Origin of the sequence: Maritalea sp. (assembly GCF_051251695.1) — a bacterium.
Lineage (GTDB): Bacteria > Pseudomonadota > Alphaproteobacteria > Rhizobiales > Devosiaceae > Maritalea.
Genome location: NZ_JBPOEU010000012.1, coordinates 63,813 through 79,183 on the forward strand (window position 1 = coordinate 63,813; position 15,371 = coordinate 79,183).

Consider the following 15,371-nt stretch of genomic DNA (forward strand, 5'->3'; position numbering starts at 1 on the left):
GCTTTACTCTTGAAGTTGAGCGCGTTATCAGCCAATCAAATGCCAACAAAGCAATTTATTAAGGGGAACCGCAATGCGGCCTTCAAAACGCGCAAATGATCAAATGCGCGACGTAACCATTGAACGTAACGTTTCATCTCATGCTGAAGGATCATGCATGATCTCGTTTGGCGGCACAAAAGTATTATGCACGGCAAGCGTTGAAACGAATTTACCCCCTTGGCGTCGTGGCCAAGGCCTTGGTTGGGTTACCGCAGAATATGGCATGCTTCCCCGCTCTACCGGCCAGCGTATGCGCCGTGAAGCAACAGCCGGCAAACAATCTGGCCGCACCCAAGAAATTCAACGCCTTATTGGCCGCTCGCTGCGTGCGATCGTAGACATGAAAGCTCTGGGCGAAAATCAAATTACTGTTGATTGCGATGTTATTGAAGCGGATGGCGGTACTCGTACGGCCTCAATCACTGGTGCATTTGTTGCCATGTCAGACGCCCTATCTTGGATGCGTGAGCGCGAACTTGTCGGCGATAAGGTTATCACTGATCAATTGGCGGCCATTTCATGCGGCATTTACCGAGGCCAACCTGTTCTTGACCTTGATTATGACGAAGATAGCGAAGCTGAAACCGACGCGAATTTTGTGATGACAGGGTCTGGTGGATTTGTTGAAATTCAAGGCACCGCAGAAGAAAGCCCTTTTTCAGCGGACGAGTTGGCAAAACTAATTGGTTTGGCGCAAAAAGGCGTTGGCGAATTGGTGGAACTGCAAAAAGCAGCGTTGAAAGGCTGACATGCGTAAACTTGAAAAAGGCCAAAAACTGGTGGTGGCCACCCACAATGAGGGAAAGCTGCGCGAATTTAGAACATTGCTGGCGCCCTTTGGGCTTGAGCTTGTATCTGCTGGTGAGCTTGGTTTGCCTGAACCCGAAGAAACAGGCACCACCTATGAAGCAAATGCTATTCTAAAAGCGCAAGCCGCTGCCAGCGCGTCTTCGCTTTGGGCGTTAGCCGACGATTCTGGACTAAGCGTTTATGCCCTTGATGGTGATCCGGGCATTTATTCAGCACGCTGGGCTGGCCCAGACAAAAACTTTGATGACGCTATGGTCAAAGTCCATACATCCTTGATGGAAAAGGGAGCTATGGCACCCGGGCAACGCACCGCCGCTTTTGTAGCGACACTTTGTCTTGCCAATCCAGAAGGTGAAACCATTTGCTTTGAGGGACGTGCCGAAGGCACCCTTATTTGGCCACCACGTGGCAATCAGGGCTTTGGATATGACCCGATGTTTCAACCGGACGGCCATGTGCGCACGTTTGGCGAAATGAGCGAAGCGGAAAAGCACGCCTGGTCAAAGGACAAAATTGGCCTTTCACATCGTTCCCGTGCCTTTTCTTTATTTGTGAAGGACTGTTGCCCTGACCACTGAGCCTGATCTTTTTGGTGTTTATGTGCATTGGCCGTTTTGTGCGGCCAAATGCCCTTATTGCGACTTCAATTCACATGTCCATCGCGGCCCGTTTGACGAAGACGCATATATTGAGAGCTACCTCACCGAAATAAACCAAACTGCCCAATTGGTGCCCGACCGGACCGTTCGATCCATCTTTTTTGGCGGCGGTACGCCATCGCTGATGCAGCCCCAATCGGTTGAAAAAATTATCAATGCGATTTCAACAAAATGGCAATTGTCCAATGATGTTGAAATTACGTTGGAAGCTAACCCAACCAGCGTTGAGGCAGACAAATTTCAGGCGATCCGGCTTGCTGGCGTAAACCGGGTTTCGTTGGGTGTACAGTCGTTGCGCACAGAACCGCTCGCGGCATTGGGGCGTTTGCATTCCGTGGATGATGCCATCAAAGCGGTTGAGCTTGCTCAATCCATTTTTGACCGCGTCAGCTATGATTTGATCTATGCACGGCCAAACCAGACACTGGATGAATGGCGGCAAGAACTGACCCAGGCTCTTAATCTCGCGCGGGACCATATATCGCTTTATGCACTGACCATCGAATCCGGCACGCGCTATTATGACCTGTTTCGTGCGGGCAAACTTAAAATGCCAGATGGGGAACTATCGGCCCAATTTTATGAGCTGACCCAAGAAATCTGTGAGAGCTTTGGCCTACCAGCCTATGAGATTTCAAACCACGCCATGCCCGGCGAAGAAAGCCGCCATAATCTGACCTATTGGCAATATGGGGAATATGCAGGTATCGGTCCAGGTGCCCATGGTCGTTTGCTGATTGACGGAAAACGCCACGCCACATCGACCGAGCGCATGCCGTTCAAATGGGACGAATATGTTTCAAAAAAAGGCGACGGGTTCGTCGAATTTGATGCCTTGACCGCAGGTGAGCAGGGCGACGAATATTTATTGATGGGCCTGAGGCTGAAAACCGGTATTTCACCAATCCGGTTTGAAGCCCTTGCCGGTCAAAAACTCAAGCAACAACAAGTCGACCACCTGACGGAAATCGGTTTCGTGCAAATCCTTGAAGACGGCAATCTGCGAGTCACCGATAAAGGCTGGCCTGTGCTTGACGCCGTGGTGGCTGATCTAGCGGCTTGAGCCCCCGAGGGACTTAAGGCATTTTCGCCGCATCAACGATCCGGCTACCATCAATCACGACTTGCTTCATCACCAGCGCGTGTTGGTTTGTGCCGTTTTCAAGGAAACGGAACGATCCGTCTTGCCCTGAAAAGCCGCGTGGTAACGTCAATTGCTGGCGTCCATAGCGCGGTGTGGCGTTCACCAGTGAATTTGAGTTAGCCAACAACACAGATGTATAGGCAAACGTCGCCATCGGATGTGGCTCAGCGCCATAGATGGTTTCGTATTCTGGTTTTAGGCGTTCATATCCGGCCCCATCAACCGCCGGGAAAAATGCGCCAGACAGGAATGGCGTTTGAGATATTTTAACGTCACCGTCCCAGTCAGCAGAACCGATAATCGTAACATCGGTCTTTTCGATTTGAGCGGATTCAAACAAAACCGCGATGGACGGCGCAGTGGCCCGATCCGGCAAAAATATCGCGTCAACAGAGCCTGAGATTAGAAACGGCACCAATTGTTCAACGGCGGTGCGGGCTTCTTCTTCATTTGAGAATTGATAAATCCCCTGCACGCTCGCGCCAGTTTGAGATGTGGCGACGCGGAAGGCACCCTCTTGGACTTGGCCAAAATCGGTGCGCGGTACAATCGCTGCGAAGCTTTTACGGCCAAAGTTTTGCGCGTATTTCACCGAACGTAGCACTTCTGTTTCGGGCAAAATGTTTAACAAGTAAATTCCCGGTGCGGATGCGCCTGAATTGTTAGAAAACCCAATAAGCGGAATGCCTGCCGTTCGTGCAACGCTGCCTGCTGCCCGAACACTGTCAGCGCGTAATGGCCCTAATATTAGGCTTGCGCCTTCGCCAACGGCTTCAGTGGCCAATGCTCTGGCTGTTATCGCGCTGCCGCCAGTATCTTTAACGACCAAATGAATATTGGAGGAAAATTGCGGGCTCGCATTGATTTTATCAATGGCCATTTTCGCGCCATTGCGAATGGAAATGCCCACATTGCCCAAGCCGCCTTCGCCGCTCGTTGGCGTTAGCAAGACAACGCGGACCGGGCCGTTGCCCAAAATTTCGCCATTTGCTGGCGGTAAGTTTCCTTGCACGACAGGCCGAGTTGTTCCGCTGCTTGGCGAAGTGGGGCCAAAACCAAAGTCTGGCGTACAGGCCAGCAGCGCTAACATTGCAGTTGCACCAGCCGCCAGTTTTGCGCCGGTTGCAATTGAGTTCAAGTTGTTCGCCAACATATTCAGTTCTACCCCAATTTCGATCTTTTACCGCATACGCGTTGGCTGTAATTTCAGCCATTTTCGCGCAGATCATCCAATAGCTATACAAAACAGGCAGCAAAGCTTAAAGAGTCAAATGAGAATTAATTCGACAATGAGCAGATTTCATGGCGGCGCAGCAATTTTTAATTTCCGGGCAAGCGTTCAATGCGCCCAAATTGGATGCAGCGCTTTATCTGGTTTCTACCCCAATCGGCAATCTTAAAGATATTTCAATCCGTGGCTTAGAAACGCTGGCGGGCGCTGATCTTATTCTGTGCGAAGATACCCGCACCTCATCAAAGCTTTTAAACGCCTATGGCATTCAAACTCAAAAAACGTCCCTACATGAGCATAACGAGGTCGCCCAGGCGCAAAATATCGTCAATGAGGTTGTCAGCGGCAAATCGATTTGCCTAATTTCGGACGCAGGAACGCCGCTCATTTCTGATCCCGGCTTTCCTTTGGTGAGATTGGCTGCGCAAGCTGGCATTCCAATTTTTGCCATTCCGGGCGCGTCTGCGGTGCTTGGGGCATTGGCCGTAAGTGGCCTGCCAACAGATAGCTTTAGTTTTTTTGGATTTTTACCGGCAAAACAACAAGCACGATTGTCGCGTCTCGGCGACCTTAAATCCCATGAAATGACCATGGTGTTTTACGAATCGCCAAAACGCACCGCAGCAACATTGGCCGCGATTGGTGAAGCCTACGGCGCTGACAGACAAGTTGTCGTCGCCCGTGAGCTGACAAAAAGATTTGAAACGCTCTATCGCGGCACCGCCCAAGAACTTGCCGCCCAGTTCGATGGACAAGCGGTAAAAGGCGAAGTGGTGATTTTGGTTGCCGGGGCTCAGCGTCAGGCACAAGCTGACCCGGATGAGTGGAAGAACGCGCTGGTTGCCTTAATGGAGGAACTTCCATTGCGCGGTGCCGTTGACAAGATCGCTGCAGACTTCGATTTAAAACGCAAACAAGTCTATCAAGCCGCCCTAGAGTTGCGTGATGGCAAATAGTCAAAACCGCCAAAAAGCCGAACGATTTGGCCACAAAGGCGAGTTTTGGGCAAAACTCTATCTCCGGGCGCAGGGTTTTCGCATTCTTGGACAGCGCGTTAAATCCAGAAACGGCGAAATAGACATCGTCGTAAAACGCGGGCAACTGCTTGTTTTTATTGAGGTGAAGGCCCGCGCGTACAACAAAATGCTTGAACAAGCATTCGAGGGTGTTCGTCAAGATCGAATTGTTGGGGCCGCTCAATATTGGCTGAGCCAAAATCCAAAATTTGCGCACTATACAATAAGATTTGATGTGATCGGTCTTGCGCCTTTTCGCTGGCCCGTGCATATCGTTGATGCGTTTCAGACCAATTGATTGGGAGTATTTATCATGGCATCGTCTAAAAAACTCAAAGTTGCGGTTCAAATGGACCCAATCGACAAGATTGATCCAAAAGGCGATTCCAGTTTTGCCATGATGCTTGAAGCGCAAAATCGTGGTCACGACATTTTTTATTATGTTCCCGCGACCCTGGCGCTTGAAAACAATGTGGTCACCGCAAATGTCGCGCCACTCTCCCTCACCGACGACGCAACCAATTGGTTTGAATTGGGTGAATTTAAAATCACCGACCTATCTGAGTTCGATGTGATCATGCTGCGTCAAGATCCGCCGTTTGATATGAATTACATCACCACGACACATCTTTTGGAGCGTTTGCATCCCAAAACGCTGGTGGTCAACGCGCCTGACCCTGTGCGCAACGCGCCAGAAAAGATTTTGGTCACCGAATTTCCTGAATTGATGCCACCCACTTTGGTCACCCGTGACCGCTCCCGCATTGTGAAATTTCGTGAGCAACACGGCGATATCATCGTAAAACCACTTTTTGGCAATGGCGGCGCTGGGGTGTTTTTGCTGCGTGAGAACGACCAAAACTTGGTCTCATTGCTTGAAATGTTTGAGGATAGTTTCCCCGAACCTTTCATGGTTCAAAAATATCTGCCAGACGTTAGGAAAGGCGACAAACGCATTATCATCATTGATGGCGTGCCTGTCGCTGGCCTTAACCGCATTCCAGCAGAAGGCGAAGCACGTTCCAATATGCATGTGGGCGGGCGGCCTGAATTGAGCGAATTGACCGCACGCGAAAAAGATATTTGCGACAAAATCGCCCCGGCACTTAAAGCAAGAGACTTCATATTTGTTGGAATTGACGTGATCGGCGATTACATCACCGAAATCAACGTGACTTCCCCCACCGGCATTCGTGAAATCAAACGATTCGGCGGCCCAGACATCGCGGTATTGATTTGGGAAGCCATTGAAAAACGGCGCTAACCGTTAAGCTTAGAATGGAACCTTTCGCCGCTTCAAACGTTCACATTAGATACAAACTACTTTTATAAACAAAGCGAGATAGAACTTGGCTTGGGGCGCATCTACACCAAATTGGGAGCGAAAAGCGAACATCGTGGCATTCACAAATCGAATAATTATAAGTTTAAGTATTTTGGCGGGATTTCTGCCCGGTATCGGGCACGCTCAATCTGTGCCTGATACAAAATTGTCCGATCAAAATTACGAACACTCTGTGTTTGCGTTCTCTGGGCGTTTTCATTCGGGGTATTTTGGCGCCTCGTTCACGTTGCCGATAAATTTTGAAGACAATTATATTGTAGGTGTTGGCTATCAGCGTTTTTTGGACACTGATCCAAATGGGTGGAACCTTGGCTTGGAATTGGGTTTGGCTGGTCGGCTGGGCGCAAACAGCTCAGCGGAAGTCTGGGGCGGTGGTGTGGTGCGATATGATGGTTGGATCCTTGGGGATACATGGCGTGTATCCCCTTCGCTAACCGCTGGCATAAGTGTCGTTTCGGACACAATTGGTGTCGAAAAAACGCGTGAAGCTGCCGCCGGTCAGTTAGCGGATATATTGTTCTATTTGGCGCCAGAAATCAGCGTGTCGAACGTTGATAATCCTCAATATGAGATTTTCACCCGCGTGCAACACCGATCTGGTCTTTGGGGTCTTACCGGATTTACGTCCATTGACGGATCAAACGCGATTGCTGCAGGATTTCGGTATAAATACTAAACTCGTCGGTCAGGCATTGTTTTGTCGAGCATCGGAAATAGCCAATTTTCAAAAATTTTGATCTTGGACCAGTTTTTTCGACGCTCCGGGTAACATAGCCAAATCGCAAATTCTTCTTTTTGCACATGTTCAAATGGCTGGATAAGTAAGCCGCTGGCTAATTCATCGCGATAAAAACTTGGCGTTAAAATACCCACGCCATGTCCAGACTGCGCAACGATGCCGTCCATTGCTTGTGTGCCGTATCGCAAGCCTCGCGCTGTCTTTAAGGCGCTTGCATCCGCCCCCGCCCCTTCAAGCCATTTACGCCACCATAAGTCCTCTGGGTCGATAAGTTGCATTTCCAATAGGTCTTGGGGGTGTTTTGGCACGCCACCACTTCGCTTAGCCAAGCTGGGCGAAAGCATCGGCGTATAGTCAATATGCATGATTTTTCGAGCCACAAGGCCATCCCAATCGCCAAGGCCGGTCCGAATGGCAACATCAACTCCAGCGCTTTGAAAATCATCATAGGAAGTATTTGAGATGTCTAGCTTTACAGCCAGCTCGTCACAGTGGACCTGGAAACCTCCTAAATGCCGTGCTAGCCATGAACTTGCAAATGTCTGAGAAGTGGTGATGGTCAGCAGCCCGTCTGCATGTCCTTTGGCCTCGGCAAAAGACCGTCTGATTATTTCAAATGCTTCTGTGATTGAAGGGGCCAAGCGAACACCAGCTTCAGATAAACTTACCTGACGTGTGCCGCGAATAAAAAGGGGTTCCCCGAACCGGTCTTCAAGTTGCTTTATTTGATAACTTACGGCGGCCTGTGTCATATTTAACTCATTGGCAGCCTTAGTAAAACTCTTATGTCGAGACGCAGCTTCAAACGCGCGTAAGGCGGTCAATGGGGGAAGAGGTTGTAGGCTCATGCATAAATTCTCCTTATGCATGATAGCTGAGCTTTTGTTGGTGGACAAGCGGGTTTTTGGACATGATGACTTCAACGAACAACCCATATTGGAGATCAACATGACTTGTGTAGACAATATCAATGTTCCACGTGAATCTTACCGTCAACGTGTTGGCAGTTGGTTCCTGCGCTTTACAAAAGCAATTTGGACCGGGCGTCGTCAGCCGGCACAAAAGCGGCAACGACCAATTATCCCCAATGATCGCATGGTTGAGCTAAGTCCACATTTGTTGCGCGATATAGGCTTTGTCGATCCGCCAATCGAGCGCAAATACAAATAACACGTTCCTGAAATGTTCTTGTGCGTCCATTCATAGGCTGCTAGCCTTAGGATATATACTTAAAGACATTTCAGGACCTTTTAATGGTTACCCGAGTTCAAACCGTTGCTTTTCAAGGCATTCAAGCCCTCCCGGTAGACGTGCAAGTGCAGGTCGCCAACGGCATGCCCGCTTTTAACATTGTCGGGCTGCCGGACAAAGCCGTTGGTGAAAGCAAGGAGCGCGTGCGCTCTGCACTGACGTCGTCCGGTCTTTCCTTACCGCCCAAGCGCATCACCATAAATCTCGCCCCCGCCGACTTGCCCAAAGAAGGCTCGCACTATGATCTGCCGATTGCCCTTGGGCTAATGGCGGCCATCGGGGCTATTCCCGGCGACAGTCTTGATGAGTTTGTGGTGTTAGGAGAATTGGCGCTCGATGGCCGTATTTCATCAGTTGCCGGCACTTTACCCGCTGCAATCTCAGCAGAATCCCAAGAACGGGGGCTAATTTGCCCTCATGACTGTGGGCCAGAGGCGGCTTGGGCCGGTGAGGAACTTAACATTATCGCGCCGGTTAATTTACTGGCGCTGGTTAATCATCTTACTGGCAACCAACTCTGCGCAAGGCCTGTCGCAAGGCGGCGAGATCGCAATCTTTCGTTGCCAGACCTAAGTGAGATCAAGGGGCAAGAAGCTGCAAAACGGGCTCTAGAAGTTGCAGCGGCTGGCGGACATAATTTCTTGATGATGGGGCCGCCCGGGGCTGGAAAGTCGATGTTGGCCGCTCGACTACCTTCTATCTTACCCCCGCTCAACCCACGCGAATTGCTTGACGTTTCAATGGTTCAGTCAATTGCGGGCGAATTGGCGGGCGGGCAATTGTCCGATAGTCGACCATTTCGCGCACCGCACCATTCTGCGTCCATGGCTGCGCTCATCGGTGGCGGGCTTAAAGTGCGCCCGGGTGAAGTCTCGCTCGCCCATAATGGGGTGTTGTTTCTCGACGAATTGCCTGAATTTGCCCCCCAAGTTATCGACGGATTACGTCAGCCGTTGGAAAGCGGGGAAACAGTCATCGCCCGGGCGAACCACCGGGTGGTTTATCCATCTCGGGTGCAGTTGGTCGCCGCGATGAATCCGTGCAAATGCGGCATGGCAGGCACGCCGGGACACACCTGCAAACGCGGTAACCGCTGCGCGGATGACTATCAGGGGCGCATCTCAGGACCATTTTTGGACCGTATCGACATTCGAATTGATGTGCCAGCCGTCACCGCGCTAGATATGATTGAGCCTGGAGAGGCTGAACCAAGCGCGAAGGTCGCGGCCCGCGTCATGCAGGCGCGTGAAATTCAACTGGATCGATATATGCGCTTGGGCGCAAAAGGCATCTACAATAATGCCGCAACAAGCGCGAAAATAATCGAACAAGTGGCGCAGCCCGATAAGGAAGGTAAAAAACTACTGATCCAAGCGGCTGAAAAATTCTCACTGTCCGCTCGGGCCTATCATCGCGTTTTAAAAGTGGCACGAACGCTTGCGGATTTGTCGCACACTGAACATATTAAAAAGTCGCACATCGCAGAAGCACTGGGCTACCGTATCGGCATTGGAGCGTAAGGAATTAAAATGCTCAAAATCTATCTTCAACTCGCTTACAATAATTTGTTCGCCAATCATCGTCTGCTGACCGCAGCCGAACAGTTGAACCCTGGTGAGTTTGAAGCCAAAGGGGTTAGCTTTTTCCCCTCGATAAAGAAGACGCTAAACCATAACATTACGGTTGATTGGTATTATGTAGACGCATTTGAAGGTGGAACGCTTGGGGTGAAAGCTTGGGAAAATGAAGAGCCATTTGAGGATGCAACATCGCTAAAGCACGCTCAGCGTGCGGTGGACAAAAGGCTTATTAAGTTTTGTGCTGAGTTAAAAGACGATGATTTACCAAAAATGGTGTCCTTGCTTCGATATAAAGAGCCATTGGGTAATGTTTTGCCGCATCTGTTGCAACATCAAGTCCATCATCGGGGCCAGGCCCACGCCATGTTTTCAGGCACTTCGGTTGCGCCCCCGCAATTGGATGAATTCATGTTTAAGGCCGATAGCAGCGAGCGGGTGAAGGACTTGGCCGAGCTTGGCTTGGTCGAAGCCGATTTGCCAAATTACTGATTGTGTCAAGAATTTCAAAACGTTGAGATATTCCAATGCTAGAACACCAAATTACGGTGGAACATAAAGTTCCTTCTGTAGAAGAATATTGCGCCATGCGCATAGCAACCGGCTTGAGTGCAAAAACCGAGCAAATGGCGTCCATCGGATTGCCAAATTCCATTTTCGCAATATCTATACGCGACGAAAGTGGCGATTTGATCGCCATGGGGCGATTGGTCGGTGACGGCGGGTGTTTTGTGCAAGTTGCAGATATTGCCGTGCGGCCCGATTGGCAGGGGCAGGGCTTAGGGCGCAAAGTGATGCAGGAATTGATGACATTTGTGCAAGAAAACTTGCCCAAATCTATTTGGGTCAACTTGTTCGCTGATGGGACGGCAAAAGAACTCTACAAACAGTTCGGATTTGGCGAAACAGCGCCATCTTCAGTCGGCATGGCAAAATACAGCACATAAAAAAACCGACGGGAAAACCCGCCGGTTTAAGTTCTCAACAGGCTCAGCACGACTAAAGTGGGGACGCGTGCAAAACCCATAAGAGTTGAGATATCAATTTAAAGTACTCTTAGAACTGGGCTGTTTCTGTTGATTCAGCCATCGCTGTTGTTGAGCTATTGCCCTGGCTAACTGTCATGGAAACCGCATCAAAATAGCTAGTTCCAACTTCGCGCTGGTGACGCGTCGCGGAGAAACCACGGCTTTCCGCACCAAATTCAGCTTGTTGAAGCTCTGAGTAGGCGGCCATACCCCGTTCTTTGTAGCGGCTTGCCAAATCAAAGGTTGTGTAGCTTAGGTTGTGGAAGCCAGCCAACGTGATGAACTGGTATTTATATCCCATCGCACCTAGTTCAGCCTGGAACTTAGCCATTTCAGCTTCGCCCATATGTTTCGCCCAGTTAAAGGATGGTGAGCAATTGTAGGCCAGCATTTGGTCTGGGAATTGTCGTTTAATAGATTCTGCAAATCGGCGTGCATCATCCAAGTTTGGTGTGGATGTCTCGCACCAAATAAGGTCAGCATAAGGCGCATAAGCCAAGCCACGTGCAATTGCGGCATCAAACCCGCCTTTTAGGCGGTAAAAGCCTTCTTCCGTGCGCTCACCGGTTACAAATGGCGCATCATATTCGTCAACATCTGAGGTGATCAAACGTGCCGCTTCCGCATCAGTACGTGCCATGATGAGGGTCGGAACGCCCATAACGTCTGCTGCCAAACGCGCTGCATTCAACGTACGCACGAAAGTTTTGGTTGGCACCAAAACTTTGCCGCCCAAATGCCCGCATTTTTTCTCAGATGCCAGTTGATCTTCAAAGTGTACCGCAGCGGCCCCTGCTTCAATCATGCCTTTCATCAATTCAAATGCATTGAGTTGGCCGCCAAATCCGGCTTCAGCATCCGCGATGATCGGCGCAAAGAAATCCAAATCTGTTGTCTCTTCGCCGGAAAGCTTTTCCATTGTCTGGATTTGGTCCGCACGTTGCAGCGCTTTATTGATGCGTTTTACAACTGCAGGCACACTGTCAGCCGGGTAAAGGCTTTGATCAGGGTACATATTACCAGAATTGTTGGCGTCTGCCGCAACTTGCCAACCCGAAAGATAAATCGCTTTCAGCCCTGCTTTGATCTGCTGAACGGCTTGGTTACCAGTAAAGGTACCAAGTGTTGGCACGTAATCTTCGGTATGCAACAAATTCCAAAGTTTTTTCGCGCCATTTTCGGCGAGCGAATATTTGATGGGCAAAGAACCGGCCAATTTGGCCACGTCTTCGGGTGTATATGTGCGGGCAATATTATCCCAGCGATCGGGTGCCCATTCAGGTGCTGCAAATTGTTTTTTGTTTCGGTCAAGCATGATCTTATGTCCTGTTTTGCCATTTTGGCTCAAAGCGCCGCCGATCCCTGGAACGGCGATTTTAGCCGAGCCAAGGAGCGTTGGAGAGATTGGTGAAAAGAGACTTGGTTTTGTTTACTGCGCTGTGCTGCGTCTAAATGTTGCGGAAATCATTGGATTGCCGTCGAACATTTCGGTGACAATCTCATCACCTTCAGCCAGCGAAAACTGATGTTTGTCCACTGGTCCCACAATCGCAAAGCCCAACTTATCAAGTCCCTTGGCTTTGAACTGGCGCATCGCATCTGCGACGGTGCGCGCAATGATCGTGATATATTCATCTTGCGTAGCATGTGGCCGGTTGTCGATTGTGTGTGTCATTTTTTCCTCCGTCTCCCGGAACCGTTCCGAGAAGTGATGATGTAAAGATTTGACATTTGCCGCATAAATGCAAGATAATTCATAAAATCAACGTGTTAAGCTGTAAAGTTTAGCAAAGCATGAGACGCAAGATTGTAAATTTTTGTAAAGTTTATAATAGCCGTGGGAGGCGAATGTGGAAAAGTCCGGGCCACAAATTGGTGGTAAAATCAGGCGGTTGCGGCGGCAAAAGCACATTTCTCAAGCTGACTTGGCTACAGCGTTGGGCATCTCGGCGAGCTACTTGAATTTGCTCGAACACAATCGGCGTAACATCACCGTTCCTTTGTTGTTTAAGCTTGCTGGGCATTTTGGCATCGAGCCGGGCGAATTGGTGGAAAGTGATGAAGGTCAACTTGTCGGCGATTTAATGGAATTGTTTGGCGATGATATCTTTGCCGATACGGACCTGACCAATCATGAAATTCGTGATTTGGCATTTTCCAACCCATCGGCGGGGCGCGCAATATTGCGCTTGTTCGACAAATTTCAGGAAGTACAGTCAAATAGCGGGGGAACCAACAAGCCAGACGGTACGGACCAAGCGCCGGTCACTGGCTATCACATGGCGACCGAAGCTATTTCTGACTTCATTCAAGAAAATGCTAACCACTTCCCCGCCCTTGAAGTGTCTGCTGAGCGGGTACGGCACGATATCGATCATGCATCGGACAGTTTTGAGCTGGGGTTAAAAACATATTTGGCCAATGTCTTTGGCCTTGAATGCAAAATGACATCATTGCCTTCGGGCATCGCCCAGCAATTGGATGAGGACACCAACAAGCTGCATATTTCAGATATTTTGGGCCCAGAATCCGCTCTGTTTTCCATGGCGCATCGCGCAGCGTTGCTGACCGCGACACAACAAATTGACAATATTGTTGATCAATCAAACCTGCCGGAGGGCGATGCGCCCATGTTGGCGCGGAATGTTCTTGCATCATATTTCGCTGCCTCGTTGGTGATGCCCTACACCCCATTTCTCGCCGCTTGTCGCGAGTATCGGTATGATGTGGAGCGCTTGTCGCGTCGGTTCGGCGCGAGTTTTGAACAAGTTTGCCACCGCATGACCACATTGCAGCGTACAGGTGAACAAGGCATTCCCCTGCATTTGGTGCGGACAGACATTGCTGGCAACATATCCAAACGCTTTTCGCTGTCCGGCATTCATATCCCTCGCCATTCAGGCGCGTGTCCGCGCTGGAATATTTACTCAGCATTTTTGCAACCTGAAAAAATCAATATCCAAATTTCGCAGATGCCTGACAATGAAACCTATTTTTGCATCGCCAAATCAATTGCCAAGGGCGGCTATCGACACAATGCGCCCCGGCGTCATCTATCGATCGGATTGGGATGTCACATTTCACACGCCAAAGAGATGATTTATTCGGAAGGTGTTGACCTTAAAAACTTAAGCCAAGTCGTGCCCATTGGCGTCGGGTGCCGCATATGCCCCCGGCTGGAATGCGGCCAACGTGCTCACCCCCCTGCAGACCATAGGTTTCAAATCGACAGTGCGACAAAGCCTGAAAACCTATATGCGAAGATGCGTTGATGGTGCCTGACGAAGAAGATAACACGACTGGGGACGAGCAAAAACAGACTTCGTTTGCTGAAGTTTCCAGCTGGCGTGCCCCCCTGGCCACAGACCCATTCTAGAAGCCGCGTTGAGCGAGCATGCGCCGTAATGCATCCAAGCAATTGCATCCACTCCATTGCTCGAATATAATGAAGGGTGAAAACTATCTCCCAGAAATGCGGCGGGGAAAGCTTGTAAATGTTTATGTTTGACTTAAAGCCGCAAGAGTTTGTGCCCGTTCACCGACGACCACGACGATGGTTTGAGCAAATTTTCCCCACCAATACTCGTCAAATAATCGGATCAAGCGTTGCGGCAATTGGCCGGTCAAAATCTGCACATCGTGAGCAAAAAGACCCCGCCTCACTGGCTCGCATTGGGTCTTTGGAGGTGCGCATTGCCCAAACGGCAAGCGAAGTTCGGCGTGCCCAACACCTTCGATTTTCAGTGTTTTACGAAGAAATGTCAGCAAAAGCAGATTTACGCACTTTGCGCACAAAACGAGATGCCGACGAATTTGACCCCATTTGCGACCATATAATTGTTGTCGATCACGAAGAAGTTGAGGGCATTTCAGCCCGACCCAAAATTGTTGGCACTTACCGAACGCTTCGGGCCGAGGTCGCTTATGCGAACAACGGATTTTACTCAGCCGCTGAGTTTGAACTTAAATCAATGCTGGCCAATAATTGGGAAAAGGGATTTTGTGAAATTGGGCGCTCATGCGTTTCCCCCGGCTATCGGGACCGCCGCACCATTGAAGCGCTTTGGACAGGGCTTTGGGCCTATTCAGTGCTTTATGATATCGATGTGTTTTTCGGCGTGGCGAGTTTTGAAGGTGTGGACGTGCAAGAGCATATCAAGCCATTGAGTTACTTACATCATTCGGCTCAAACCCCTGAAAAATGGCACGTTCGCGCGCGTCCGGATGTTGGCGAACAGGTCAACTATTTGGATGAACAGGCTTATGACAAAAAGCAAATGATCAGGGAATTACCGCCCTTGATCAAAGGCTATTTGCGGGTCGGCTCATATGTTGGCGAAGGCGTGTTTGTGGACCGTCAGTTTGGCACCACGGACGTGATGATTGTCGCCCTAATCGATCAAATGCCGGAGCGCTACAAACAGCATTTTCGGGCGGCGACAAATTTGGACCGCAAAAACTAGGTAAAACCCTTCTGTTTATTGTTGGCACACTAGACGGGTTAGCCTAGTCTTGCCTTTCGATGGCGC

Annotated in this window: 17 protein-coding genes; 13 read left to right on the forward strand and 4 right to left on the reverse strand. The window is 49.9% G+C overall.

Annotated elements, in window-relative coordinates; translation table 11 throughout:
- Window positions 1-73 precede the first annotated feature (73 nt).
- Genes rph through hemW form a run of 3 tightly spaced genes read left to right on the forward strand, consistent with a single transcriptional unit; the run spans window position 74 to window position 2,574 of the window.
- A complete protein-coding gene (gene rph / locus ACSHWX_RS09085) occupies window positions 74-790 on the forward strand; it encodes a ribonuclease PH (RefSeq protein ID WP_435667888.1) in 717 nt (238 codons plus the stop codon).
- 1 nt (window position 791) lies between these two features.
- Entirely contained in the window at window positions 792-1,430 is a 639-nt protein-coding gene (gene rdgB, locus ACSHWX_RS09090; RefSeq protein WP_435667889.1) for an RdgB/HAM1 family non-canonical purine NTP pyrophosphatase, read from the forward strand.
- A gap of 22 nt (window positions 1,431-1,452) precedes the next feature.
- The gene (hemW, locus tag ACSHWX_RS09095) at window positions 1,453-2,574 is read left to right on the forward strand and encodes a radical SAM family heme chaperone HemW (RefSeq protein ID WP_435667890.1); all 1,122 of its coding nucleotides are present in this window, start codon (window positions 1,453-1,455) and stop codon (window positions 2,572-2,574) included.
- Between the two features lie 13 nt (window positions 2,575-2,587).
- Here hemW and ACSHWX_RS09100 read toward each other — a convergent pair whose 3' ends face one another.
- On the reverse strand, window positions 2,588-3,808 hold the full coding sequence (locus tag ACSHWX_RS09100; RefSeq protein ID WP_435667891.1) for a penicillin-binding protein activator: 1,221 nt from the start codon (window positions 3,806-3,808) through the stop codon (window positions 2,588-2,590).
- 149 nt (window positions 3,809-3,957) lie between these two features.
- On the opposite strand from ACSHWX_RS09100, the gene rsmI reads away from it, so the two are divergent.
- The 4 genes from rsmI (at window position 3,958) to ACSHWX_RS09120 (ending at window position 6,923) form a co-directional block, all read left to right on the forward strand.
- A complete protein-coding gene (gene rsmI / locus ACSHWX_RS09105; protein WP_435667892.1) occupies window positions 3,958-4,842 on the forward strand; it encodes a 16S rRNA (cytidine(1402)-2'-O)-methyltransferase in 885 nt (294 codons plus the stop codon).
- Window positions 4,832-5,200, forward strand: a complete 369-nt coding sequence (locus tag ACSHWX_RS09110) for a YraN family protein (protein WP_435667893.1) — start codon at window positions 4,832-4,834, stop codon at window positions 5,198-5,200. Before rsmI ends, ACSHWX_RS09110 begins: the two co-directional genes overlap by 11 nt.
- A gap of 15 nt (window positions 5,201-5,215) precedes the next feature.
- Window positions 5,216-6,166, forward strand: coding sequence for a glutathione synthase (gshB, locus tag ACSHWX_RS09115; RefSeq protein WP_435667894.1), 951 nt, complete (start codon window positions 5,216-5,218; stop codon window positions 6,164-6,166).
- A 133-nt stretch (window positions 6,167-6,299) separates the two neighbouring features.
- A complete protein-coding gene (locus ACSHWX_RS09120) occupies window positions 6,300-6,923 on the forward strand; it encodes a hypothetical protein (protein ID WP_435667895.1) in 624 nt (207 codons plus the stop codon).
- Here ACSHWX_RS09120 and ACSHWX_RS09125 read toward each other — a convergent pair.
- Window positions 6,920-7,834, reverse strand: coding sequence for a LysR family transcriptional regulator (locus tag ACSHWX_RS09125; RefSeq protein ID WP_435667896.1), 915 nt, complete (start codon window positions 7,832-7,834; stop codon window positions 6,920-6,922). The genes ACSHWX_RS09120 and ACSHWX_RS09125 overlap by 4 nt on opposite strands.
- Before the next feature lie 100 nt (window positions 7,835-7,934).
- Between ACSHWX_RS09125 and ACSHWX_RS09130 the strand changes: the two genes are divergently transcribed.
- From ACSHWX_RS09130 to ACSHWX_RS09145, 4 genes are all read left to right on the forward strand, one after another.
- Complete coding sequence (locus tag ACSHWX_RS09130; protein ID WP_435667897.1) at window positions 7,935-8,156, forward strand: hypothetical protein; 222 nt, start codon at window positions 7,935-7,937, stop codon at window positions 8,154-8,156.
- An 83-nt stretch (window positions 8,157-8,239) separates the two neighbouring features.
- Window positions 8,240-9,757, forward strand: a complete 1,518-nt coding sequence (locus tag ACSHWX_RS09135) for a YifB family Mg chelatase-like AAA ATPase (protein ID WP_435667898.1) — start codon at window positions 8,240-8,242, stop codon at window positions 9,755-9,757.
- Window positions 9,758-9,766: 9 nt separating this feature from the next.
- Window positions 9,767-10,306, forward strand: coding sequence for a DinB family protein (locus ACSHWX_RS09140; protein WP_435667899.1), 540 nt, complete (start codon window positions 9,767-9,769; stop codon window positions 10,304-10,306).
- Window positions 10,307-10,341: 35 nt separating this feature from the next.
- Window positions 10,342-10,761 carry a GNAT family N-acetyltransferase gene (locus ACSHWX_RS09145; protein WP_435667900.1) on the forward strand — a complete coding sequence of 140 codons (420 nt, stop codon included), beginning with the start codon at window positions 10,342-10,344 and terminating at the stop codon, window positions 10,759-10,761.
- A 109-nt stretch (window positions 10,762-10,870) separates the two neighbouring features.
- Here ACSHWX_RS09145 and aceA read toward each other — a convergent pair whose 3' ends face one another.
- Window positions 10,871-12,157, reverse strand: a complete 1,287-nt coding sequence (aceA, locus tag ACSHWX_RS09150; protein WP_435667901.1) for an isocitrate lyase — start codon at window positions 12,155-12,157, stop codon at window positions 10,871-10,873.
- A gap of 114 nt (window positions 12,158-12,271) precedes the next feature.
- Window positions 12,272-12,517, reverse strand: coding sequence for a hypothetical protein (locus tag ACSHWX_RS09155; RefSeq protein ID WP_435667902.1), 246 nt, complete (start codon window positions 12,515-12,517; stop codon window positions 12,272-12,274).
- A gap of 175 nt (window positions 12,518-12,692) precedes the next feature.
- Between ACSHWX_RS09155 and ACSHWX_RS09160 the strand changes: the two genes are divergently transcribed.
- Both ACSHWX_RS09160 and ACSHWX_RS09165 read left to right on the forward strand, forming a co-directional pair.
- On the forward strand, window positions 12,693-14,114 hold the full coding sequence (locus tag ACSHWX_RS09160) for a helix-turn-helix domain-containing protein (protein WP_435667903.1): 1,422 nt from the start codon (window positions 12,693-12,695) through the stop codon (window positions 14,112-14,114).
- Window positions 14,115-14,336: 222 nt separating this feature from the next.
- Window positions 14,337-15,305 carry a GNAT family N-acetyltransferase gene (locus ACSHWX_RS09165; RefSeq protein WP_435667904.1) on the forward strand — a complete coding sequence of 323 codons (969 nt, stop codon included), beginning with the start codon at window positions 14,337-14,339 and terminating at the stop codon, window positions 15,303-15,305.
- Window positions 15,306-15,371 lie beyond the last annotated feature (66 nt).